A 24,791-nucleotide genomic window follows, 5' to 3' on the forward strand; every position below is an offset into this window, starting at 1 on the left:
TGCTTTCATTTCCTTAACTGCTTGTTCAACCGCTTCCATAGCAGTTTTCATTGCTTTTTCTTTTGTATCTTTATCAGCTGCACTAGCTTTTTTTCATTCTTCTTCAGCTTTTGTTGCATCTGCAATAGCTTTTGTTACGGCATCAGCTTTTGCTTTTGCTTCTTGAGCAGCTGTTTCTGCAGCAGTTATTAATTTAACAGCGGCAGCGGCATCTGCAACCGCTTTATCTACAGCAGCTTTAACTGTTGCATCTGTAACATCTGCATTTTGAGCAATTTCACCAACTTTAGTTTGTAACTCTTTTGCTTTTGTTGTTTCTGATTTTGCATCAGTAAGGGCTGTTTCGATTGCTTTGATATCAGCAGCAACAATTTCTTCATCCTTTTTACCAGTTACAACTGCTGAAAGTTTCATTGTTCTTGTTCCACCCTTTGCAGTGAATGTTTCAACTTCAATTGTTAAACTACCTGTTGGACCTGCAATTAGTTTATATTTTTTAAATTGAGTTGGATCAGTAATTTTATCGAAGTCAACACCGAATAGTGTTTTTAATTCAGTTTTTTGTTTAGTTAAATCAGTAAGTTTATTGAATGCATCAGCTATTTCAGAAAGTCTTTTACCATTTTGATTAATTAATTTTGCTTTATCTAATTCTACTTGAGCTCCAACATATTCTGTTTGCTCTTTGTCATCAACATTGATAAGTATATTCCTACCATGAGGTTTAGCCATTTCAAGACCTGGTTTGTCTACTTCGTTATCTCCAGGTTTGGCTTTAGTAAGAGAAGTTAATGCTTTTTTAAATTCTCATTTACCATATTGTGGAGTTATTGTTTTCTTATCAGCATTAACAGCATGTATACCATTTGCATCTTTACCTAGCAATGATTTATCAGCACCATCTCATGCTAAGAATGAATTAAAGAATGAGTGTTGAACTTTGACGGGAGTTTTATCTGTTGAAGAAGTATCTTTAAATAAGTCTGCTTTGAAACCTGAGAATATTACTAAATCATCTCTACCACGTTCTTCACCTACATGGAAAGTTAGTTGTAGCTTACCTTTATCATTCACTTTAGCTTGCTTATCTAATTTAGCACTAACGTGTACATCTTCTTTTTCTTGTGTTCAACTAGCTTTATTTCCAGCTGGATCTTTAAGTTCAAACCCAATAAGCTTAGCGATTTCAACGTAGTTTTCATATTTGAATTTATCTTTATTAAGGACGAATTCATATTCTAAATATTTTCCATTATCAGTCATTTTTGATTTATCAACTTCAAGATTAAGTACAGGCATTAGTTTTTGAATTTTCATTCATTTCTCTCCACCTTCAAGCATTGCTGCTGCAAGAGAACTATAGAATGTGTCTGTAGAACCAGAGAATTTGTAAATTGAACCCGCGTTTTTAACGTGGAATGGGAACGCTCTTGTTTGGATTTTAATTTTTGTGATTTCTTCATTAGTTGTTGCATAAGCATTTACACTGTTAGCAACCTTGTTAGAAACATGACCTGCATTCTCTTTAGCGATATCTCTTTGAATCTTTTGCACTTCTTCTTGTGTTGTTGCACCAGTATTCTTGATTCTTTCTTGTGTTTTTTCTTGAATCATTTGTTCATAACTCACAACATTTTGTTGACTTTGTAGATATTTAATTGACTTTGTTTCATTATCTTCTACTGCTTTTGTATTTATAACTGTCATTGCCACTGCTGCAGTTAATGCCGCTGTTGCTGTTGTAGCTATAACAACTTTCTTATTCATTTTTTTCATTTTTCTCCCTAAGCGCCTAAAAGCCCTTTTGGTATTACCTTGAAACAATTTCTATAAAAACATACAGTATATTTTAAGTTTTGTATTTTGTATTTGGCGATACTTTGGCTTTGGCGTTTTAATTTTTTTTATTTGGAATAGTGGTTTTTTGTCCCATTCCTATATATTTCAATAATATCAATACACCTCTATTTTAAAAACTTATTCAATGTTATTTAAAACTTGCATAAATAAAAAGTTTAAAAATGCATAAAAAAAGGAGTGAAAAATAACTTTTTAAAAAATACCGACTTTTGCGATATTTTTGTGTTTTGTAAATTTTTGGTGCTATTAGACGTTATATTTTAAAGATTAAGTGTATATCATCTTTTACTCGTTTATCAATTTCAAATCCACATTTTTTCAATAATCCTTGTGATGCTTCATTTTCTTTATCTACAATGACAATTATACTTTTACCCTTATGTCACCTATAAGTGAAGTTAAGTACTCTAGTTAAAGCCATGGTTCCAATGTCCATTCCTCAATATTCTTTATTAAGTACATAACCCACTTCAACAGTTGTCTCAGTAATATTCATAAATGTTATAGTTCCGATCATTTCGCCATAAGAAACTACAGTAAAGAGTGTATTTATTTAAAAAAAGAGGAAGTTTTAGTTTGTATTCAAAAAATAAAAAAATAACCTATTAAAGTTATTTTTTAATTAAAGCGGTCGTTGTAACTGCACCTAAAGTGATGGCTGATAGTATTGTTACAATTAATAAAAGACTTATATTTTGTTTTTTATTTGTATCTTGATCAACCGCTACATTTTTATTTTCCTTAGGGTTATTCACTCTCTTTGTAGGTTTAGGTTTTTTATTTGCATCTTGATCAACCGCCACATTTTTATTTTCTTTAGGGTTATTCATTTTCTTTGCAGCTTTAGTTTTTTTAGATTCTTTTTCTTCATTGGTGTTTGTGATTTTTCCATTAATAATTGTGCTATTTTTCACATGTGGTGTTTTGACTTCTATACTTAAATCAATACATCCAGTAGTGGAATTTGCTGTTGCTGAAATTGCACCGATAGTTGAGTAATTCATTTCAGGCAACTTGATACCTGTGTATTTCTCTAATGATGCAAGATCTTTAATTTCATTTGCAATATCACTTATAGATTTTGAACCTTGATTTTTGATTTTTACATTTTTAAATGTATTTTGAACAAATTCTTGATTAGCTTTTGCAACATTAGTGAAATCTAGTTTTGTAATTTTACTCCCCACTCCTCGTTGGAATACACTTACATATACTTCTCCATCAACTTCTTTCATTAATAATGCATGGATGTTTGGGAATGCGTTAACAAGTTGTCCATTTTCTAATTTCATTAGTCCATTTTTGAATGTACCTGCATATACGACATCACCAACTTTAGTAATGAATCCAACTTTAATATTAGCTTTACTTACACTTACAAATTTTCCATTTTCTAATTTCATTAGTCCATTACGATTTGTACCCATATATACGACATTGTCAATTTTCTTAATGAACCCGTTGAAAACATTTGTTTTGTCTACACTTACAAATTTTCCATTTTCTAATTTTATTAATCCATTTTTGTATGTACCTACATATATAACACCATCAATTTTCTTAATAAATCCATGTGAAACTTGCAGTGGTTCCATTTTAATTAAACGCCTTACCAAAGGTCAATTTGCTAACTTTACAAGTTTTCCATTTTCTAATTTCATTAATCCTTTATCGAATGTTCCAACATATATAACGTTGTCAATTTTCTCAATAAATCCATATATGACATTTGTTTTGTCTACACTTACAAGTTGTCCATTTTCTAATTTCATTAGTCCATTTGTATGTGTACCCACGTATACAACACCGTCAATTTCCTTCATAAAACCATCACCAACATCCACCGTTTCATGTGCTTGATCTGTAGTTCCGTCAAGATTAATAAGTTGTCCATTCACAAGTTTTTTAAGACCATTCTTCTCTGTCCCTACATATATAACTCCATTTATTTTTTCAATAAATCCAGAGTTAATATTAGCTTTCTCTGAACCTTTTATACTTGTAATTTCTGGTTCAACTTTTGGAGCTATTAAACCACTTGTATAAACATTAAATGCTTGCTCTGAAATAACTTTATTCGAAAATACAGTTTTAGAATTTGAATCAATTCCTTTATTAATATTTGTGTTTGTATTAATCAACATCACACTTACAGGAATTGCTACGGAAGCAACCGCTCCCATTGATAACATAATTTTTTTATTTTTTCTCATTTTAACTCCTTTTTTTAACTTTCAAAAAGAGCTTATACATAAACTAATCAATATTCCATTAAGTAAAATGCGTGCTCTTTTTAATGTAATATTGACCTATTGCTTTTAACAACATGTTTATTAACGGATTAATTCTAACATATTTTATTTTCATTACAAAAAAATCGTGTATCTTAAAAAAATGAATCTTACCCCAATAATTATTTGCTTTTTTGCTTTTTCATATAAATGTATTTATATTATTACTTCATATATTTCGAAGATATATTGAAAGAAATAGAAAAATTGCACTTAATTAAACAAACTTACTAAAAGATTACATTTAGCATGTGTTAAATATATATTTTAAGGGGGATTTTGCCATTTTCCAATGAAAGTCTAATTATTAATAAAATAACCTTTAAAAACTATAAAAATAAACAAAGTGGCAATAACCCCAAAAGAGTCTACACTTGTGCAAACTATATATTCCTATAAATATTTAGTATCCTATTTTACATTCTTAAATGAAGTTTTATTTAAACATAAAAAAACAACCCATTATATTAGAGTTGTTTTTAGTGATTAATTGTTTTTCTTTTTTTCTTATCTTTTAAAAATTCGTATCAACATTAGCTTTATTGGAGTTGCATATGTATCAAATATGTTTCTCGTTTATTTTAGACCAATAGCCACTAATTTTTAATGATGTAATGTAATTCTTTTTTAGTCTGTTTTTCTAATTCGAATCCACATTTTTTAAGCAATCCTTGTGAGGCTTCATTTTCTTTATCTACAATGGCAATTATACTTTTACCCTTATGTCATCTATATGCAAAGTTAAGCGCCCTAGTTAAAGCCATGGTTCCAATACCCATTCCTCAATACTCTTTATTAAGTACATAACCCACTTCAACAGTTGTTTCAGTAATATTCATAAATGTTACAGTTCCGATCATTTTGCCATAAGAAACTACAGCAAACACCTGATCCGAACCCCTTCTTAAAAATTTATTTGAATCTTTAGCTTCCTGCTCAGTTTTATAAGGACCTCACCTTAAGAATTGTGTTGTTTCTGCATCAGATCCATATTCGAACATATCTCTTCAGTCTTTTCTTTTAAGACGTCTCATTTTAAAATGTTGTGCCATTATTACACCTCTTTACTTTTTAATAATTAATTTAACTCTCTTATGGAAAGATGGACGTTCCATAATTATGTAAGTGTTTTCAACTGTTGTTGACTTTAATTTAATATCCAACCCTAATCTTACAACCTCTCATTCAATAGTCTTTGAAGGGTGGGGTTTCTTTAAGGTTATTATTGTCCCTAGTTGGTAATCTTGTGGACTAATCATTTTTCTTTACCTCAAATGCCATAGTGTATTCACCTTTAACATTATTCTTTACTTGGTTGTAAACTTGTTGTACAGTTCCTGCATAAGTTTTTTCATGCATTTTAGTTAGTTCTTTTGCTAAGAAAACCCTTGTTTCAGACCCGTGCACTTCTTCAATATCTAAAAGTGTTGATTCTAATTTATAAGGTGATACATATGTTACGTATGTACCTTCTTGTAAAGCTTTTAATTCATTTTTTCTTTTACCTGTTTTAGGGTTTAAGAAACCAATGAATGAATATTTAGGAGAAAGACCTGAGATTGCAGCAACAGTTGTTTGTGCTGATGGACCGGGAATAACTTCAATTTTAATTTCTGCTACTCTTGCTTGTCTAATTACTTCGAAACCAGGATCAGCAATAACTGGCATACCAGCATCTGAAACAACGGCAATGTTATTACCTTGTTGAACTAATTCAATAATTCCTTTTGCTGAGTTTTTTTCATTTTTATCATGGTAAGCAATTAATTTCTTACCTAAGATTTCATAATGAGAAAGCAATTTCCTTGTTTGTCTTGTATCTTCACAAGCAATGATATCAACCATTTTTAAAGTGTTAATCGCTCTGATTGTAATATCTTCAAGGTTACCTATTGGTGTACCTACAATATAAATTTTTGATTCTTCCATAATTACGCCTCCATTATTCTAAGTATTAATTTTTCTTTTGCTAAATCGAAATTACCATTAAATCCTACAGTTCTTTTGAACTCTTGTAATGACTCAATTACTTCAGCATAATTGAAATTTGATTCCGCATATTTATTAATTATTTTATCTCTTGAGATACAGTATATTTCTTGACCTAATTTAGCCCTTCAAATATCATTTAAAAATACATTCATAATATCAAACATCAATTTATAGTTTGAACGTTTTTTGATTATTTTTTCAAACATAATAGGTGCTTCATTTTTATTTAAAAGCAACTCTTCCATGAATAAAGTAATTTCTTTGAAGTTAGTTATAAACTCTCCTTCAAATGCTTCATATGCATCCTCAGCATTAATGTATATATTTGCTAATACTTTTGCGTATTTTGCAATTACACCTTTTTCAATTATTTGCTCTGCTAGAATATCTATGTTTTTTGGTCTTAGTTTTAGAACTTGCGCTCTTGATTTAATTGTTGTTAAAACATCATTTAATTTATTAGTTGTCATTATAATGAATGTATTTGGTTGAGGTTCTTCAATAAACTTCAATAATGAGTTTAAAGATTGCTTATTAGCATTCTCAATATTCTTTATATAAAGGATCTTTTTACCAGCTGATTCAATAGCTGTTTGAGTTAAGTGCTCTGTCGCCTTTATGATAAATTCTTTTTTGATCATTCCTTTTGTTCCATCAACAATTTCGATATCTGCATATTTGTTATCAACTATTCTTTTACACGGTGAACATTCTCCACATGCCACAACACCTCTTTGTACACAAACAATTGCTCTTAATAAAAGATTCGCTACGGGTGAAGTATCAACTCTTTGTTCTGCGGAAATTAAGTATGCGTGTGCCAATTTATTAAATCTTTTCGCATTTCTAATAGTAGAATATGTGATTGGATTTGTTTTTCTTACTTGGTTTTTCATAAACATATTTAAATTATATGGAAAAAAGAATAGTTTAGATTTTCTTTATAAATATTTTTATAGGGTTTTAGTAAATATTTCACAACTTAAACATATTAATATTGCATATAAAAAAATCGCTCTTGCGATTTTTATATTAGTTTTGCAATTATAGATAAAACATCTTCGAATACTTTTTCAATTGATTGAGTAGCGTCAATTACTCTGAATCTTTCAGGATTATTAGCTATAACCTTTTTATAACCCTTGTATACTTTTTGGTGAAACTCATCACCTGCAAGTTCTAATCTATCCTTAGGAGCTCTGTTTGATGCTCTCTCCATCGCTGCTTCAGGTGTGATATCAAAGAATATAGTTACGTCTGGTCAAGTGTTATCTGTTGCTAGATTATTTAGTTCAGTAACGAATTCAATTCCTAGACCTCTTCCTTCACCTTGGTAAGCTAAAGAAGAATCTATATATCTATCACAAAGAACCATTTTGTTTTCTTTTAATGCTGGTCAAATTGTTTGCTCTAAGTGCAATCTTCTTGCAGCAGCATATAATAATGCTTCAGATTTATCTCCGATAATATTTTCTTTATCAAGGATAATGTTTCTAACTTTTTCAGCAGAAGCATTTTTTGAACCACCAGGTTCTCTTGTGAAAATAAAATCTAAATCATTTCTATTTTTTTGTAGGTATGCAACCAAACTTCTTAAAGCTGTTGTTTTACCTGATCCATCAGGACCTTCGAATGTAATGAATAAAGGTTTATCCATTAGAATGGCATCCCCATACCTGCTTGTTGAGGGGCAATAGCAGCTTGCTCTTCATCAATTTTAGCGTTAGCTGCATTCATAGCTATAATCACCATGTCTTCTAGTGTTTCTACATCGTCTTCATCAACAAGTGCTTCATTGATTTTTACTGACTTGATAGTTCTATCACCTTTAATAACAACAGAAATACCTTGTCTTTCAATAAGAAATTCTTTCTCATTTAATTCAGCTTGTTTTGCTTCCATTTCTGCTTGCATTTTTTTTGCTTGTTGCATCATTGCGTTTATGTTCATAATTTCTCCTTATTTTAAGCTGAGAATAGTTCTCCGAAAAGATCTTCCCCTAACTTGTGTGCTTTTGTTTTTTCTTGTTCCCCTAATGAAGGAACCATAATTTTTTGTGGTTGTGGAAGTGAATTTGATTTCGCTAACACTGTATATCTTTCTTTAACATCTATAAATTGATCTCTCGTAATAGCGAATACATTTTTTGTTTCACCAAATACATGTTTAACTAATTCAACAAATCTTCTCTTGAATTTAACTTCATTAATTCTAGTACATATACTTGCATCCTTTGAAGATACAAGAATGAAATCTTTACCTGATGATATTAATCTTGCAGAATCAAGAAGTGATGCATATTCACTATATCTTGAGTTAGCCGCATAAGAAATAATTGAAGTTCATGATTTCTTAATGTGTGCTTGAACTGCTTTATCAGATTGAACTAATAAGTTAATAATATCTGAAACTGTATTTGTTGGAGGTATTGGCTCTTGAATTTGTGTTGTAGCATCTGATGTAAATAATGATAATAAATCAGCTGGTTCACTCGCTTCATTTGCCATTGGAGTATCTATTGTTTTTGTAATATCTCTACTTGGGTTAATTTGAATTTCTTGAGTTGTAGTAATATCCTCTTCAATTTCTTCAGCATGACTATTTTGTTCTAGCGATGCAGAGATAACTTGTGTTGAAGATTCGATTTCTTCCATATCAATTATAGAATCTTCAGTCGGTACTTTTTCTTTTAACTCTTGTGTGCTAAATAAATCCATAAGTGAATCAGATGATTCTTCAGGAACACTTGGGATTTCATTTGGAATTTCATCAGTTTTCTCGAATTGTATATTCTCACTTGGAGCTGAAGCCATCTCTACTTTTGGAGTTGGAGTTGGTTTAGGTTTGTTTACAACCGGTCTTTCATTAATAAATGGAACATATTTAGGTTGTGTTGGGTCGTTTGTGATTTCTTTCTTTAAGACTGCTTCTAATGTTGGTTCTTCTTCAACAATTGATTCTTCCTCAACAATTGGTTCGGGTTCAATGATTGGTTCTTCTTCAACAATTGATTCTGATTTCATTTGAAGTTCTGAGAATAACTCTTTTTGTGGTTCTTCTTCAACGCTAATCTCAGCAGTGTCACCATTAATTATAGGCGCTTGTAATTCAGGCGTAGGTTCTGGCATAACTATCTCTTCTACCTTTTCTTCCATAACTGGTTGACTAGTTTCGTGAACAGTAGTGAATGCTGGCTCCTTATTTTCTAATACAGGAGAAGAAGTTGGTTTAACGATTACATTCTCTGCTGTTTTAGTTAATTTCAGCATCGCTAATTCAAATACTTGTCTTGGGTATTCTGAACGAGATAATTGTGTAATTAGTTCAACAAGGATATCTAACATGTTGTAAGCAGAATCGACAGTAATTGTTAATTCTTGTGTTTGTTCTTCTGTAAGTACTTCAAGTAATTTTGTTTGTCCTGTTTTATTGAAGATTATGAAGTCTTTAATAATATCAATTAAAGAAGTTGATAATCTAACAAGGTCAACTCCACTATCCACAAATTTATTAATTAATGATAATAAACCATCAACGTTTTTACTTGCGGCGAAGTTAATGATGTTAACTTGTGATTCAAGAGAAACAATTCCGAATACTTGTGAAATTGCTTCAAATGAAATTCCACCATTTGTATATGATGATGCTTGATCAGCGATTGAAAGTGCATCACGTAATCCACCATTAGCAAGTTTTGCAATTAATTTAATAGCGGAGTTGTCATATTTTAAACCTTCTTTATCTAAAACTTCTTTTAAGTGTTCAACCAATACAGAATCCTCAACACGCCTGAAATTAAATCTTTGTGTTCTAGAAAGAATGGTTACAGGAATTTTATGTGGTTCTGTTGTAGCTAAGATAAAAATAGCATGCTTAGGTGGTTCTTCAAGTGTTTTTAACAATGCATTGAAAGCTCCTTTTGAAAGCATGTGAACCTCATCAATAATATATATTTTATATTTTGCATTTGAAGGTGCATATCTTACATTATCTCTAAGCTCTCTAATCTCTGCAACACCATTGTTTGAAGCGGCATCAATTTCAATAATATCCATTGAAGAACCCTTTTTAGCTTCTAAACATAATCCGCATTTTAAGCATGGTTTTAAATCTTCTGAAAGATTCTTACAATTTAAAACATTAGCGAATACTTTAGCCGCTGATGTCTTACCTGTACCTCTTGGTCCTGAAAATAAATATGCATGTGATACTTTTTCAGATTTAATGATGTTTTTTAACGTTGTTGTAATATGGTCTTGACCCTTAATTTCATCAAAATTAACTGGTCTATGTGTTCTGTATAGTGCTTTATAACTCATATAAAAATCATATCATGGAGAACAAAAAATCTCATGGGAAAAATAAAAAAACTTAAGCATCTTTTAGATAAGTTATTTTTTCCTTATATTTTGGGCTAAAAAGTTATTTTATGCCTAATTCATATATAATATAGGCACACAAATAAAGGAGAGAGAAATGGGAAAATTTTCACCAAGAAGAATAATTACAATGATTATTTTAATAATTGCTGCACTTGCAGGAATTATATTAGGAGCAGTTACTTTAACACATAAAGTAGCTAACGGTACTACTGGACAAAGCGAAATACTTGCCAAAGCGTTTGACCCAGAATTTTTAAAGGGATTACCACACAATAACTACTGAGGTAGATGAAACATTGCTTATTACGGTGGTCTAGGAGCTATCGCAGCAGGAGCATTCGCTGCATTACTATTTATCATAGGATTAGTATTAACTCTAATTAAAGGTAAATCATTTGGTTGAATTATGTTATTCATTGGTTTCGGACTAATGGTAATGGCACTTTCAATGGGATTCCTTGCACACGTTGCAGTTAAAGATCTTTCAAGTGTTGAATGATTAATAAATCCTAAAAACCTTCCACATGCACCAATCAAGAAGTAATTAAATAAATAAAAAAACAAGTCACCTTGTTTTTTTATTTACCCTTTCTTCCATTGCTTATAGATTTAATTGGCTTTTTATCTTTCTTTTTGGAAGATACACCACAACATATGGAGGTATATAAATTATTATGTTCCCTATAAATAACCGAATAAAAAAACACCATTCAATAACGGTGTTTTTGTTTTAAAGTTCTGAAATGAATTCTTGAACTTCTTTAATTTCACTCTCTTCTAAATAAGAAGAGTTTTTAGCTTCAATTAATAATTCTTCTAGAGTTACTAGTGACGCATGTTTTACATTCTTGAAATTTGTTTTTAGTTTACTTAATTCATAAGAGAATATTGATACTACTCCAAGAACTTCATATCCTTGATCTTCTAATGATTTAATAGCAGAAAGTGAAGAACCACCAGTAGAGAATAAGTCTTCAATAACTACGATTTTATCGCCAGTTCTAACTAAACCTTCAATTTGATTTTGTTTTCCATGAGCTTTTGCACTTCCCCTTACATAACCCATTGGCATTTCCATTATTTCTGATAAGAATGCAGCATGAGGGATACCCGCTGTTGCTGTACCCATTAGTAAAGTTACTTCAGGGAAAGTTTTTTTGATTAACTTAGCGAATTCTGCTTCAATTTCTTTTCTTGCTTCAGGATAAGACATGATAAGTCTGTTATCTGTATAAATTGGTGATTTAATACCACTTGCTCATGTAAATCTTTCCTTTGTGTTCAATTGAACAGCTTTAATATCTAATAAATGTTTTGCTATTTTATTCATTTTCTTCCTCCGCTTTCTTGATTTGTTTTTCAATTATTTCATATGTTTCGAATGGATTTTTAGATTGTGTAATTGTTCTACCCACCACGATGAAGTCTGAACCATTTTTTATAGCTTCATAAGGTGTTAAAATCCTTTTTTGATCTTGAGTTGCATCCGATTTCAATCTAATTCCTGGTGTTATTGAAAACATACCATGTTTCTTAACCATTGGCGATTCTTGAGCACTTGAAACTGCTCCTCAAATTCCTGCTTCACTTGCTAATCCAAGTAATGTATCAACTTCTTCTTTAACTGGAACATTGATATTAATTGCTTCAATATCTTTTTGACCCATTGAAGTCAGTATTGTTACAGCTAATAATTTTGAATTCGTTCCTTCAACTGAACTTTGCATAGCTTTCATTGCTTCGAAACCATTCAATGCGTGGATTGTAATGAAATCCGGTTTATAAGTCACAATTGACTTTACAGCATTCATTGCAGTATTGGGGATATCATGAACTTTTAAATCGATGAATATATTGTGACCTTGTTCTTTAAGTTCTTTTATGAAATTGAAACCTTCTTTATAAAGTAATTGCATCCCTAGTTTTAGGAAAAGCTTTTTACCTTCTAGTTTTTTAATTAATGAATATAACTCTTCTTTTGAGTTGAAATCACAAGCAATTATAATCCTTGAATTATATTGCATATTAATGTGAGTTTTCTCCTTGAGGTAATACTTGTGTTGGTTTAAATTGGTGTGATCTACCAATGATTTCATTAATGTCTTTTACTCCAAGTTCTTTTAAGATTTCTTCTACTTCTTTATTTATTTTTGTAAAGAATTCAACATCATTATGAGCCCCCGTTACAACTTGACATACTGAAGCTCCAGCAGATAACATGTCGATTACATCTTGACCTTTCATAATTCCACCAACTCCAACAATAGGAATATTTACAACTTTGAAAATTTGGTGTACTGCTCTTGCAGCAACTGGGAAAATACCAGGACCTGAGTAACCACCGTATCCACGTGCCACAACTGGTTTACCAGTCTTAGGATCAACCATGAATCCTAGTAATGTGTTGATTGCAATAATAGCATCCGCTCCACCTTTTTCAGCCGCAATGGCAATTTCAGCGATGTTTGTAACGTTTGGTGTTAATTTTACATAAATAGGTTTTTTAGAAACTGCTTTACATCTTCTAACTACTTCTTCTACAACTTCTACATCTGTACCAAATGTAATTCCACCTTTGTCAACATTTGGACATGATAAGTTAATTTCAACAGCAACAACATCTTGTTCTGAAAGAATTCTTACGTTTTCTGCAAATTCATCAATTGTATCACCTGATGCTGATGCGATTAATGGTTGTTCGATAATTTCATTATATTCTGCAATTCTTTTAACTACACCTTCAATTGGAGGGTTTTGTAGCCCGATTGAGTTCATAATTTGTGAACCTTTTGAGTACATAAGGTTTGATCTTTTCTCTGGTGTTATTTTTGATTTAATTGTTGACGTTTTCAACGTAACAGCTGGTAATCCTTGGAAATCCATTGCTTTCGCGAAAGCAGTTCATTGGTATTCTCCGTATTCAAATGAACCTGACCCATTGTATACTGGTTTGTCAAATTCTAATCCTGGCATTTTAATTTTCATATTCATAATATTCTCCTTTTTAATATGCTTCGTTTACAAGGAATCTCATAAACTCAGTCATTCTTGCTATTGCTCTTCCCAATCTAATTGAGGTAATTACTGGCACACCTGATTTAAGTGCTACCATTCTTATATTTCTTGCATCGTTTATTGACTTATTACCTGATGTTGGTATGTTAACGATGTAAGATATTTTTTCATTTTTAATTAAGTCAATAATGTTATTGCTTCCATCTAATTTTTTAACTTCATTAACTTCAATACCGTTTTCTCTTAAGTATTTTGCAGTTCCTGGTGTTGCGTAAATTTTAATTTTTACTCTTCTTAAGTTTTTAGCTATTTTTAATGCTTGTTCTTTCGCATCATCCGCTACACTCAATATTACTTTTGAGTGTTTTAGAGGATCGAAGTTAGCACCTAGTAATGATTTGTATAAGGCTTTATCTAAGTTGTAATCAATACCGATTGATTCACCTGTTGATTTCATCTCTGGACCTAATATTGTATCTGTTACTTTGTATAACTTGTGGAATGAGAATACTGGTGATTTAACATAGTATTTCTCATTGTCCATTTTGTATTCTCCAACTTGATCTGTGATTTCAGTTATCTTTTTACCATCTAATACTTGAACAGCCATTTCCACAACATTCTTTCTTGTTGATTTTGAGATAAATGGAATTGTTCTTGAAGAACGTAAGTTAACTTCTAGGACATATAATGTATCTTCATATACGATGTATTGAATATTCATTAATCCCTTAACTTTTAATGCTTTCGCAAGTTTTCTCGTTGTTTCTACGATTTCAGCTTTCAATTCATCTTTCAGAGAAACTGTTGGGTATACAGTTGTTGAATCACCAGAGTGAATACCTGATTTTTCAATGTGTTCCATAATTCCTGGTATAAATATTTCTTCACCATCAGAAACACAATCAACTTCAATTTCTTTACCAGCTAAATATTTATCTATTAAGACCATGTTATCAACATAATCAAGTGCATTAAGTTTTAGATAATCTTTTAATTCTTTTTCGTTGTAAACAACTTGCATTCCTTTTCCACCAATAACATATGATGGTCTTATAAGAACTGGATAACCAATTTCTAATGCTAATTTAGGAAGGTCTTCAAGCACTTTTGTTGCTTTTGAATTTGGTTGTGTAATTCCTTCTTTTTTAAGTAACGCTTCGAATTTTTTTCTATCTTCTGAGATATCCATTGATTCTATTTGTGTTCCTAGGATTTCCACACCTGCTTCTCTAAGTTTTTCAGCAACGTTGATTGCTGTTTGTCCACCAAATTGAAGAACTACTCCATCTGGTTTTTCCATATCAATAATTTCTTTAACTTCTTCAAAGTTTATTGGTTCAAAATATAATTTATCAGCGATTGAGAAGTCTGTTGAAACTGTCTCGGGGTTATTATTAATAACAATTGTTTCATAACCTAGTTTTTTAAATGATCATATTGAGTGAACTGTTGAATAATCGAATTCAACTCCTTGACCAATTCTTATTGGACCCGAACCGATGATGATTACTTTTTTCTTCTTAGTAATTCTTGATTCGTTATCAAATCCATTATATGTTGAGTATAAGTAATTTGTTTTTGATTCAAATTCTCCACCACATGTATCAATCATTTTATATACTGGCTTAATGTTTTCTTGTTCTCTTAGCTTATAAACTTCTAATTCGCTTTTATCTCATAATTTGGCCACACCATAATCCGAGAATCCAAATTTCTTAGAGTATTCCAAGGTTTTTATATCACCTTTATTTTCTTTAAGTTCAAATTCAATTTTTATTATGTGTTCGAATTTTCTTAAGAAGAATTTATTTATTTTTGTAGCTTCATAAATTTCTTCTACCGTTGCTCCGACTCTAAATGCATTGAATATTTGTCAAATTCTATATGCAGTAGGATTTTTCATTTCTTCTATTAAAGATTCTTTTGTGAAGTCTTCTTTATCGTCTCATGTGAATTGGAATTCAGCGTCCAATGATCTAATTGATTTTAAGAATGACTCCTCAAATGATTGACCAATTGCCATTGTTTCACCAGTTGCTTGCATATATGTTGATATGTCAGATTTGTTTGATCTGAATTTATCAAATGGGAACCTTGCTAATTTAGTTACAACGTAATCAATTGAAGGTTCAAATGATGCATATGTTGTTTTTGTTATTGGGTTTAGGATTTCATCCAGTCTCATTCCTACAGCAATCATTGCTGAAATTCTAGCGATTGGATATCCAGTTGCTTTAGAAGCTAATGCTGAAGATCTTGAAACCCTTGGATTAATTTCAATAATGTAGAATTGATCCGAATGCTCATCAAGAGCTATTTGAACATTACATCCACCTTGAATTTTGAAACGTTTAATTATTCTTAAAGATACATCTCTTAACATTTGGTATTGTTTGTTTGTAAGTGTTAGCGATGGGGCTACAACCATTGAATCACCAGTATGGATTCCAACCGGGTCAATATTTTCCATATTACATACAACAATTGCTGTATCGTTTGCATCTCTCATTACCTCGTATTCAACTTCTTTAAATCCTGCTATTGATTTTTCAACCATACATTCATTAATTGGAGATAGTCTTATACCTCTTGATAATATTGTTTTTAATTCTTCAATGTTTGTTGCAATTCCTCCACCAGAACCACCCATTGTGTATGATGGTCTAATGATAACTGGGTAACCAATTTTCTCAGCGAATTCCAATCCTTCTTCTAAATTATTTGTAATGATAGATGGAGCCATAGGTATGTCCATTTCTTCCATTACTTCCTTGAATGTGTTCCTATCTTCTGCCCCAATAATTGATTCGATTGGTGGGCCTAGAATTTCAATATTGTATCTATCAAGAATTCCAGCTTCGTGTAGTTCAACACAAAGATTCAATGCAGTTTGTCCTCCAAGGTTAGGAATGATAGCATCCGGTTTTTCGATTGAAGCTATTCATTTAACAAAATCAACTGTTAGTGGTTCCATGTAAACTTTATCAGCGATTTCCTTATCAGTCATGATTGTTGCTGGGTTTGGATTTACAAGTATAACTTCATATCCTAATTCTTTAAGCGCTAAACAAGCTTGTGTTCCTGAATAATCAAATTCCGCTGCAGAACCAATAACAATTGGACCTGAACCTAAAACTAATATTCTTTTTATATCTTTTCTTGCTGGCATTATTTACCTCCCTTTACAAACTCGATAAATAAATCGAAGAATTCACGTGCTTCTGTTGGACCTGGCGCTGCTTCTGGATGGAATTGTGTAGAAATTACTCCATACTTTTCTGATTTAAGCCCTTCTATTGATTCATCATTTAAAGAAGTTAAGAATACTTCAACTCCCTCTGGTAAAGTACCTTTTGTAACTGCATAATTATGGTTTTGTGAAGTGATGTACACTTTTCCAGTTTCAATATTTTTTACTGGGTGATTTGATGCATGGTGTCCGAATTTTAATCTTTCGGTTTTAGCTCCTAATGCTAATGATATTAATTGGTGTCCCAAACAAATACCTGCGATTTTTACTTTGTTATCCATTAAAGTTTTTACTTCTTTAACGATCGGTGTTAATTCAGCTGGATCTCCTGGACCATTTGATAAGAATACAAAATCAGGTTTTAATTCCATTGCTTTTTTAGCTGGTGTATCATGTGGAACTCTTGTTAATTTATAACCTCTACCAACAAGTTCTCTCATAATGTTATTTTTTGCTCCAAAGTCATAAAATACAATATGTTTTTTACCTTCAGGATTAAGTACTTCAATTTCTTTTGGTGATACTGATTGAACATGTTCTTCGAAAGTCATCTTTTCAATTTTCTTAAGAACTTCTTCTTTTGGTTCATTAATATCTACGATTGCTCCAAGCATCGATCCTTTTTCTCTGATTTGTTTAATTAAGAATCTAGTATCGACATTTGTTACACCTTGAACTTTATGTTTATTTAAGAAGTCTTCAATTGAAGTTGTTGCATGGTTGTTAGAAAAGTTTTTTTCAAAACTATTAACTACGAAAGCTGATAAATGAATTTTGTCTGATTCAGAATCCATTTCATTAATTCCGTATATCCCTTGTATTGGGAATGACATTACTAGTATTTCTTTTTTGTATGAAGGGTCAGTTAGTGCTTCTTGGTACCCAACTATTGATGTATTGAATATGAATGGCGCATATACATCTTTTCTGTATCCGAATGATTTACAAGGTATTTCTACCCCATTTGCTAAGACTATTTTGATATCGTGCATTATTTCTCTCCTTCTAATACGATGTGTTCTCCGTTTAAAATAACCGAGTCCACTTTACCTATTAGTTCCATATTTATAAATGGTGTATTTTTTGATTTTGACTTAATATTTTCTTCTTTAAATGTTCATTTTTTATCAACATCAAGAATTGTTAGGTTGGCTACTTTCCCTGCTTCAAGTTTTGTATTTATCCCCATTAACTTACCTGGGTTGATTGACATTGCTTTAATTATTGTTTCCAATGTTATTTCATATTTTCTTGCTAATGTATTTACCACTGCAAAAGATGTTTCTAATCCAATGATTCCATTGACAGCTTTTTCAAAACCTCCAGATTTCTCTTCTTCCGAGTGTGGAGCATGATCTGTGGCAATAATTGTTATAACTTCATCCTTAAGAGCTTTTATTAATATTTGTCTTGTTTCTGGATTTGATAGTGGTGGGTTCATTTTGAATTTACCATCATTAATAATCATTTCATTATCAAGAGCCATATGGTGTGGCGTTAATTCCGCAGTTATATTCATTCCTTGGCTTTGTGCTTCTTTAATTAATTTGATAGAGTCTTTTGATGATATGTGTTGAATATGAATGTTTGCATTTGTTTCTTTGTTTAATTCAATATCTCTTTTAACCATGTTTGATTCATACTCTTCATTAAATGCGGGTATGTTTTCTTGTTCGGATAAAGAACAGTGATACATCTTCCCTTTAATACTTGCATCTTCTTCATGGAGTATTAATGTTGATTCCGTTGCTTTTGCTAATTGAATTGCTTTAAACATTTCTTTTTCATCTTGAACAGGATAACCATCATCCGTAAATAATCTTGTGTGTTTTGACATTTCTTCAATATCCACAACTTTATCTTCTTTAGTTATTCTTCCAGCTTGAATTATGTTGACACGTTTCTCATCTAACATTCCTTGTATTTCTTTTAATGTTTTTACATTATCAGGTTTTGGGTTTGTATTTGATTGAGCTACAGCGTGTGTAAACCCTCCATACAGCATTGCTTTTTCAATATGCTCTAAATCTTCTTTATATTCAAATCCTGGGACTCTAGTGTGTACATGAACATCTACAAATCCAGGTGATACTATCTTGCCCTCTAGATTCACTTCTTCATTAATCTCTTCCAATCCCTCGAATACAATTCTTTTATTTATAATCGCGAAATCTTTTTTGATTAATTCATCTTTATAATAAATAACACCATTTATATATTTCATTTAAACTCCTTAAATTTGCAAAAAAATATAAGGGACGATAGCCCTTATAAATTAAATATAAACAGAAATCAAAAATAGTACATGGTTCTTAGCCATTGATCTATTTTTGGTTTTGTTTCTTTGTAGTTTTTGCATTAATATAATGTTACATAAAAATTAGATTTTGTTTTGATAATAAATTATAACATTGGACAATTAACCCATAAAAAGCTTTATTAACCATATTTTTTTGAATAAAAAAACTCTTTTTTAAGAGTTTTAAATTAATATTTTATGTACTTTTCGATTTCTCATTGGTGTACTGCTTGGTGATATTCATTTCATTCTTTTGACTTATGAGCATAATAATGATCAAATTGACATTCACCCATAACCTCTTTTAAGAATTCTGATTCCCTAAACAATTCTAAAGCTTCACCAAATGATGTTGGAAGGTGTGAAACATTCAATTCTTCAAGTTCTTCTTTAGTTAGTTTGTAAAGGTTTTTATAAACTGGTTTTAAAGGTGTTTCCTTGTTTTCAATACCTTCAATACCCGCTGAGAATAATGCAGCTAACATGATGTATGGGTTAGCTGTTGCATCAACACATCTAACTTCAACACGTGTTCCTGCTCCACGAGAAGCTGGAACTCTAATCATCGCTGATCTATTTGAATCTGATCAAGCGATACAGTTAGGAGCTTCAAATCCAGGTATTAATCTTTTATATGAGTTAACTGACGCATTTGTAATAGCTGTCATTTCTTTTGTTCTTTTAACAATACCAGCAATAAAGTGCATCATTTCATCAGATAATTCATTATCTTTATTACAGAATAGATTTTTACCGTCTTTAAAGATTGAGATGTTTGAATGTAATCCAGAACCACTTTTACCCTCAAAAGGTTTAGGCATAAATGTAGCAATTAATCCGTATTGATCCGCAATTGTTTTAACGATTCATTTGAATGTAATCATTCTGTCAGCTGTTTTAAGTGCTGTATCATATTTGAAGTTAATTTCATGTTGTCCTGGTGCAACCTCTTTGTGTGCTGCTTCAATATCAAATCCATGATTCATTAATTGAACAACCATTTCTCTTTTTAAATCTGAAACAGTGTCACCTGGTGTTGTTCCAAAGTAATCAGCTTTATCAACTGGAACTAATTCACCTTTTTCATTCTTTTCTAATAAGAAGAATTCAGCTTCTAAACCTGCAAATAGTTTGTAATTTGATTTTGCCACTCTTTTTTCTAGTCTTCTTAGTGTTTGTCTTGAACCACCCTCAAACATTGTTCCATCTTTATTCAATACATCACAGATGATTCTAGCAACTGTATATGGTGTATTCATAAACTCAAGAACTAAAAATGTTTCTAAATCTGGTTTAAGGAATAAATCCGAATTATCTATCTTTGTATATCCTTTTATTGATGAACCATCAATCATTGTTTCTGAATTCAACATTATCTCAATATGTGTTGAAGGTATTTCAACACTATGTAATTCCCCGTGTATGTTTATAAATTGCAATTGTATAAATTGAATTTCTTTTGCCTTAATTTGTTCTAATATTTGTTTTTTAGTCATGTTTCTCCTCCGTAATGGTAATTATCATTTTTCTAACTTCAACACCGTTTCTAACTTGGTCTCATATTTTACATCTTTCATCGTTAAGCACATCATCAGTAAGTTCAACGCCTCTATTGAATGGTCCTGGATGCATTATCAATGCATCTTTTTTCATCTTCTTCAATCTATCGGCATTCAACCCAAATTTCTTATTATAATTCTCATCATTATATTCAGTTTCTAATCTTTCCTTTTGAATCCTCAATAGCATCACAACATCATATTGGTCTAATTTTGAATCAAATTCATCAATTCAATTTGGATCATCAATTTTAAATTCCTTAGGTCCTGTAATATCTACATGAGAACCAACTTTTCTTCACACGTCTATATTAGTCTTAGCTACTCTAGAATGTTTTATATCTCCAATAATTAAAATCTTTTGATTTTCTATTTGACCCTTCTCTTTATACACTGTGTACATATCGAGCAATGCTTGTGAAGGGTGTGAACCCGATCCATCACCAGCATTTATAATTGGAACCCTAATGTCTTTAAGTTCATTCCAATATTCTTTAATAGAGCTTCTTATAACAATCCCATCAACACCAAAAGCTTCAAATGTTTTAACAGTATCATAAAAGGACTCGCCTTTGTTTAAGGAAGAAGAACTAGAATTGAAATCTAGAACTTCTCCGCCCAAGTCCTGAACGGCCTTGTTAAACGAATAATGAGTCCTTGTTGAATTCTCGAAGAATAACATTGCATAAGTTTTTTTACGTAGGGAACAAAAGTCACGCTCACTGGTTTTTTTAAAAAAAGTTGTGAGGTTATCCCTTGTTCATGTTTTTGACGTTAAAAACTTCATTAGAATTATTTTATTCCTTTTTTTATTTTTTTAAACAAGAAAAAAGTGAAAAAACACTCACATACAAAAAAATGGCGTAAAAAAACCACCACACACACGCACTTCTCGATGCGGCTGCTCCATTCCTGGCCTGACCGGGTTACAAGGTTACCGTTGTGATGGCATATAAATTATATAATAATTGTTTACTTTTTAGTATTAAATTTACTTTTTAGTAATTTGTAATACTCATCATACATTGGACTTGAAAATGCGTAATTATATGTAGCGATTGTTTCAGAACTTCAATTAGCCTCTTTTTTATTTGATGAACGTTTATCGTAATAATCTTTCATAACCTCATCATATCTATCAGCTTCTTTTTTCATTTCTTGATCATCATATTTTTCATCAAACACAACATTCATTTTAGGTTTTACTTCTTCTTGTTTGTCAATGTGTCCGATTGTTAATCCAACAACTGGAAATACATTACTAGGAAGGTTTAAGTCTTTAATTAATTTATCAGAAGCAGCTCTCATTCCTCCGATGTAACAACTACCCATGTTTAATGCTAAAGCAGCATCAACTACAGCTTGTGCTTTAATAGTTGCATCAATTGTTCCAACTGCATAAAGTTCACTGAAGTTAGCATCATTTAACTCTCAGTCTTTTTTACCTTGTCTTTCGTAAGCATACTTAAGTCTATTCATATCCCCAACGAAAAGAACAAAAAGAGAAGCCTTTCTAATGTGCTCTTGGTTTCAATTGTATTTTGCAACCTTATCAATCATTTCTTTATCTTGAATAAATATTGCAGATGCTCCTTGACCATTAATAGATGTTGCACCTGAGTTGATGGCATCTTTTAATTTTTGAATATCTTCAGCTGAAATTGGTTTATTAATATCCATACCTCTTTCTGCTCTTCTGTTTAATTGTTTCTCTAAAAAATCCATTTTTACCTCTTTCTTTTCCAACTTTTTTTATAATGATATTTAAATATAGCCCATCATTTTTTTTAGCTTGAAAACTTTATAATTTAATTATACAAATATTAGAGGAGATAACATGAAACAATATTTAACATTAATAGAAGAGATATTAGAAACTGGTTCTAAAAAAGATGATAGAACAGGTACTGGTACTATTTCAAAATTCGCCACACAAAGAAGATATGATTTAACAAAAGGTTTCCCGCTTTTGACAACAAAGAAAGTCTTTTGAAAAGCCGTTGTTCACGAATTATTATGATTCATTAATGGGGACACAAATATCAAGTACTTAGTTGATAATGGTGTGAGAATTTGAAATGAATGACCCTATGAAAGTTTCAAAAATAGCGATGAATACAATAATGAGACACAAGCTGAATTTGTTGAAAAGATAAAAACTGATGAAGAATTCGCAAAAAAATATGGAGAGCTAGGTCCAGTTTATGGAAAACAATGAAGAGACTTCGAAGGTGTTGATCAACTTGCAAATGTAATTGAGCAAATTAAGGTTAACCCAGATAGTAGAAGATTAATCGTTTCTTCATGAAACCCACCACACATAGAGAGTATGGCATTGCCACCGTGTCATGCATTCTTCCAATTCTTTGTCAATAATGGCGAGTTATCATTACAACTGTACCAAAGATCAGCCGACGTATTCTTAGGAGTTCCCTTTAATATAGCATCGTATTCATTATTGTTAATGATGGTTGCGCAAGTAACTGGATTAAAAGCAAAAGAATTCATCCACACTACAGGTGATACACATATTTACTCAAATCACATCGAACAGGTGAATGAACAACTTTCTAGAAAACCAAAGGAATTACCTAGAGTTGAACTTAACAAAAACATTAAATCATTATTTGATTTTACGTTTGATGATATCGAGCTTCATGATTACGATCCTCATCCTCTAATTAGAGGTAAGGTAGCGGTTTAATTTAAAAAAACACGAAATCGTGTTTTTTTGTATATTATTTTTTAATTCTTAACCTTCAAGTTCCATCTGCTTTTGTTTTTGTTCAAGAAGATAAATATCACTCTAAATCTTGTAATTTGCCATCTTTTTTTGAACGTTGTTTAAAACTTATTTTTATTTCTTCAGTTTGGTCTTTTAAAGTATTATACTTCCATGTTTTGCGTTTGCTATTTTCTCAATTATAATTCTCGGATATCACAATTATACTTGATGCATCATTAATCATCGGAAGTTCCCCTCTCCCTCAAGTCTTTGTTCAACCTTTTTCAATATCCTCTCCGAGTGTAGCTCCATGAGGGAAGAAGGACTCAATTTCTTTGCTTTCAGAAATATCTAAGTATTTTAAATTAACGCCACTGAAACCGTGTTCTCATAGCACTTTTAATTTTGGAACAATTAATGTATCGAGTTTAGGAAGGTCTTTCTCTTTTTCGTTAGATTTGAAAAGAGGCATCCAAACATCTTCCAAGGATTTCATTTCAACGCTTTCTAGCGTATTTTTATAAATTCTTATAAAATTATGTCAAATCCCATTCCTTGAATTTATTCCATCCCCATTATCAAATCATCTAACTTTATTTGCAATTAAGTGTTTGACTGGATACTTCTCTTTATTTTTCAGTAAAGTGTCCATGTGACTTGATTCTCCTCAAAGACTGTTTCTCTCAAAATCATTTCATTGATAATCAACGATTTGTTTCTCTTTGTTGTATCAAACTTTATCCTCAATCTCCTCAAATCCTTTTGCATTCATCATTTTTTTGTGTTCTTCTTTTTCTCTTTTGATTCTCTCTTCTTCCGCTTTTTCGGCAGCTCATTTTTTTTCTAATTTTTCCATTTCTACATCATTTTTAACATGATTATAAACCTCTAAAGGTGCGGAGTCGGGGTTAGTAGCATCTTTTGTGTGCATAATTACGGTCACAGTTATTCAACCATTTTCATCTCCAACGGCAGTAACTTCAAAGTCTGACTTATAGGGGAAAGGTAACTCACGTTGCCCGACCCTTAATGCAAAGACATGAGCAAGACTTTCGAGGTCTTTTATTTTTTTCGCTAAATCTGATGCCCTATGGAATGGATTTATATTATAATATGGGTCTTCTTTTAACATTTTCTTAATAGCTTCGTAATTTTGAGTTTGTATATTATCTATTTCTTCTTGTGCTTTTCGTCTTTTTTCATCAACTTTTTGCTTTCTTCTTGCTAGTTCTTTTCTTTCCAATTCTTTTGCTTCAGCTTCTCTTCTTTTATTTTCTAATTCTTTGTTTTTGTCGCCACATGAAACGGCGATCATTGGCGTTGCAACTATAACAGCAGCCAGTACTCCCATTGTTATTCTTCTTTTAGTCTTCATCTTTACTCCTCATTGAATATATTTATAATTAAATTATAAA

Annotated in this window: 22 protein-coding genes and 1 other RNA gene; 2 read left to right on the top strand and 21 right to left on the bottom strand. The window is 31.2% G+C overall.

The genetic code is table 4. The features are described 5' to 3' along the window. The 10 genes from C4B25_RS01595 to dnaX form a co-directional block, all read right to left on the bottom strand. Positions 1–1,776, bottom strand: a 1,776-nt coding sequence (locus C4B25_RS01595) for a hypothetical protein (protein WP_210725163.1), incomplete at its 3' end; no start/stop codon positions are given. Between the two features lie 337 nt (positions 1,777–2,113). Next, entirely contained in the window at positions 2,114–2,377 is a 264-nt protein-coding gene (locus C4B25_RS01600; protein ID WP_131613318.1) for a GNAT family N-acetyltransferase, read from the bottom strand. A 94-nt stretch (positions 2,378–2,471) separates the two neighbouring features. Next, the gene (locus C4B25_RS01605; RefSeq protein ID WP_131613319.1) at positions 2,472–4,073 is read right to left on the bottom strand and encodes a hypothetical protein; all 1,602 of its coding nucleotides are present in this window, start codon (positions 4,071–4,073) and stop codon (positions 2,472–2,474) included. A 674-nt stretch (positions 4,074–4,747) separates the two neighbouring features. After that, complete coding sequence (locus C4B25_RS01610; protein ID WP_131613320.1) at positions 4,748–5,203, bottom strand: GNAT family N-acetyltransferase; 456 nt, start codon at positions 5,201–5,203, stop codon at positions 4,748–4,750. A 12-nt stretch (positions 5,204–5,215) separates the two neighbouring features. Next, a complete protein-coding gene (locus C4B25_RS01615) occupies positions 5,216–5,410 on the bottom strand; it encodes a DUF951 domain-containing protein (RefSeq protein ID WP_131613321.1) in 195 nt (64 codons plus the stop codon). Beyond that, positions 5,403–6,080, bottom strand: a complete 678-nt coding sequence (gene rsmI, locus C4B25_RS01620) for a 16S rRNA (cytidine(1402)-2'-O)-methyltransferase (protein ID WP_131613322.1) — start codon at positions 6,078–6,080, stop codon at positions 5,403–5,405. The genes C4B25_RS01615 and rsmI overlap by 8 nt, the downstream gene beginning before the upstream one ends. Positions 6,081–6,082: 2 nt before the next feature. After that, on the bottom strand, positions 6,083–7,039 hold the full coding sequence (locus C4B25_RS01625; RefSeq protein ID WP_168380669.1) for a DNA polymerase III subunit: 957 nt from the start codon (positions 7,037–7,039) through the stop codon (positions 6,083–6,085). A gap of 131 nt (positions 7,040–7,170) precedes the next feature. Next, on the bottom strand, positions 7,171–7,800 hold the full coding sequence (tmk, locus tag C4B25_RS01630) for a dTMP kinase (RefSeq protein ID WP_335904852.1): 630 nt from the start codon (positions 7,798–7,800) through the stop codon (positions 7,171–7,173). Then, positions 7,800–8,093, bottom strand: a complete 294-nt coding sequence (locus C4B25_RS01635) for a YbaB/EbfC family nucleoid-associated protein (protein WP_131613324.1) — start codon at positions 8,091–8,093, stop codon at positions 7,800–7,802. Before C4B25_RS01635 ends, tmk begins: the two co-directional genes overlap by 1 nt. 14 nt (positions 8,094–8,107) lie before the next feature. Next, positions 8,108–10,462 carry a DNA polymerase III subunit gamma/tau gene (gene dnaX / locus C4B25_RS01640; protein ID WP_131613325.1) on the bottom strand — a complete coding sequence of 785 codons (2,355 nt, stop codon included), beginning with the start codon at positions 10,460–10,462 and terminating at the stop codon, positions 8,108–8,110. Between the two features lie 157 nt (positions 10,463–10,619). On the opposite strand from dnaX, the gene C4B25_RS01645 reads away from it, so the two are divergent. Then, entirely contained in the window at positions 10,620–11,069 is a 450-nt protein-coding gene (locus C4B25_RS01645) for a hypothetical protein (RefSeq protein ID WP_131613326.1), read from the top strand. Between the two features lie 186 nt (positions 11,070–11,255). Here C4B25_RS01645 and pyrE read toward each other — a convergent pair whose 3' ends face one another. The 10 genes from pyrE to C4B25_RS01695 form a co-directional block, all read right to left on the bottom strand. After that, positions 11,256–11,855: an orotate phosphoribosyltransferase gene (gene pyrE / locus C4B25_RS01650; RefSeq protein WP_131613327.1), complete on the bottom strand. Its 600-nt coding sequence runs from the start codon at positions 11,853–11,855 to the stop codon at positions 11,256–11,258. Next, positions 11,848–12,549, bottom strand: coding sequence for an orotidine-5'-phosphate decarboxylase (pyrF, locus tag C4B25_RS01655; RefSeq protein ID WP_168380670.1), 702 nt, complete (start codon positions 12,547–12,549; stop codon positions 11,848–11,850). The genes pyrE and pyrF overlap by 8 nt, the downstream gene beginning before the upstream one ends. 1 nt (position 12,550) lies before the next feature. Beyond that, on the bottom strand, positions 12,551–13,510 hold the full coding sequence (locus tag C4B25_RS01660; RefSeq protein ID WP_168380671.1) for a dihydroorotate dehydrogenase: 960 nt from the start codon (positions 13,508–13,510) through the stop codon (positions 12,551–12,553). Positions 13,511–13,529: 19 nt separating this feature from the next. Then, a complete protein-coding gene (carB, locus tag C4B25_RS01665) occupies positions 13,530–16,712 on the bottom strand; it encodes a carbamoyl-phosphate synthase large subunit (RefSeq protein ID WP_131613330.1) in 3,183 nt (1,060 codons plus the stop codon). After that, complete coding sequence (carA, locus tag C4B25_RS01670) at positions 16,712–17,785, bottom strand: glutamine-hydrolyzing carbamoyl-phosphate synthase small subunit (protein ID WP_131613331.1); 1,074 nt, start codon at positions 17,783–17,785, stop codon at positions 16,712–16,714. The genes carB and carA overlap by 1 nt, the downstream gene beginning before the upstream one ends. Further along, entirely contained in the window at positions 17,785–19,017 is a 1,233-nt protein-coding gene (locus C4B25_RS01675; RefSeq protein ID WP_131613332.1) for a dihydroorotase, read from the bottom strand. The genes carA and C4B25_RS01675 overlap by 1 nt, the downstream gene beginning before the upstream one ends. A gap of 263 nt (positions 19,018–19,280) precedes the next feature. After that, the gene (gene glnA, locus C4B25_RS01680; protein WP_131613333.1) at positions 19,281–20,588 is read right to left on the bottom strand and encodes a type I glutamate--ammonia ligase; all 1,308 of its coding nucleotides are present in this window, start codon (positions 20,586–20,588) and stop codon (positions 19,281–19,283) included. Next, on the bottom strand, positions 20,581–21,438 hold the full coding sequence (locus C4B25_RS01685) for an aspartate carbamoyltransferase catalytic subunit (protein ID WP_131613334.1): 858 nt from the start codon (positions 21,436–21,438) through the stop codon (positions 20,581–20,583). Before C4B25_RS01685 ends, glnA begins: the two co-directional genes overlap by 8 nt. A 79-nt stretch (positions 21,439–21,517) precedes the next feature. After that, an RNA gene (ffs, locus tag C4B25_RS01690) (signal recognition particle sRNA small type) lies at positions 21,518–21,603 on the bottom strand. 20 nt (positions 21,604–21,623) lie between these two features. After that, positions 21,624–22,376 (bottom strand): nitroreductase family protein, encoded by a 753-nt coding sequence (locus C4B25_RS01695; protein WP_131613335.1) that lies wholly within the window; start codon positions 22,374–22,376, stop codon positions 21,624–21,626. 112 nt (positions 22,377–22,488) lie between these two features. On the opposite strand from C4B25_RS01695, the gene C4B25_RS01700 reads away from it, so the two are divergent. Next, positions 22,489–23,355, top strand: a complete 867-nt coding sequence (locus C4B25_RS01700) for a thymidylate synthase (RefSeq protein ID WP_131613336.1) — start codon at positions 22,489–22,491, stop codon at positions 23,353–23,355. Positions 23,356–23,389: 34 nt separating this feature from the next. Here C4B25_RS01700 and C4B25_RS01705 read toward each other — a convergent pair whose 3' ends face one another. Next, a complete protein-coding gene (locus tag C4B25_RS01705; protein ID WP_131613337.1) occupies positions 23,390–24,751 on the bottom strand; it encodes a hypothetical protein in 1,362 nt (453 codons plus the stop codon). Between the last annotated feature and the right edge of the window lie 40 nt (positions 24,752–24,791).

Source organism: Mycoplasma todarodis, from assembly GCF_004335995.1.
In the GTDB taxonomy this organism is placed as follows: domain Bacteria; phylum Bacillota_I; class Bacilli_A; order Mycoplasmatales; family Metamycoplasmataceae; genus Mycoplasma_K; species Mycoplasma_K todarodis.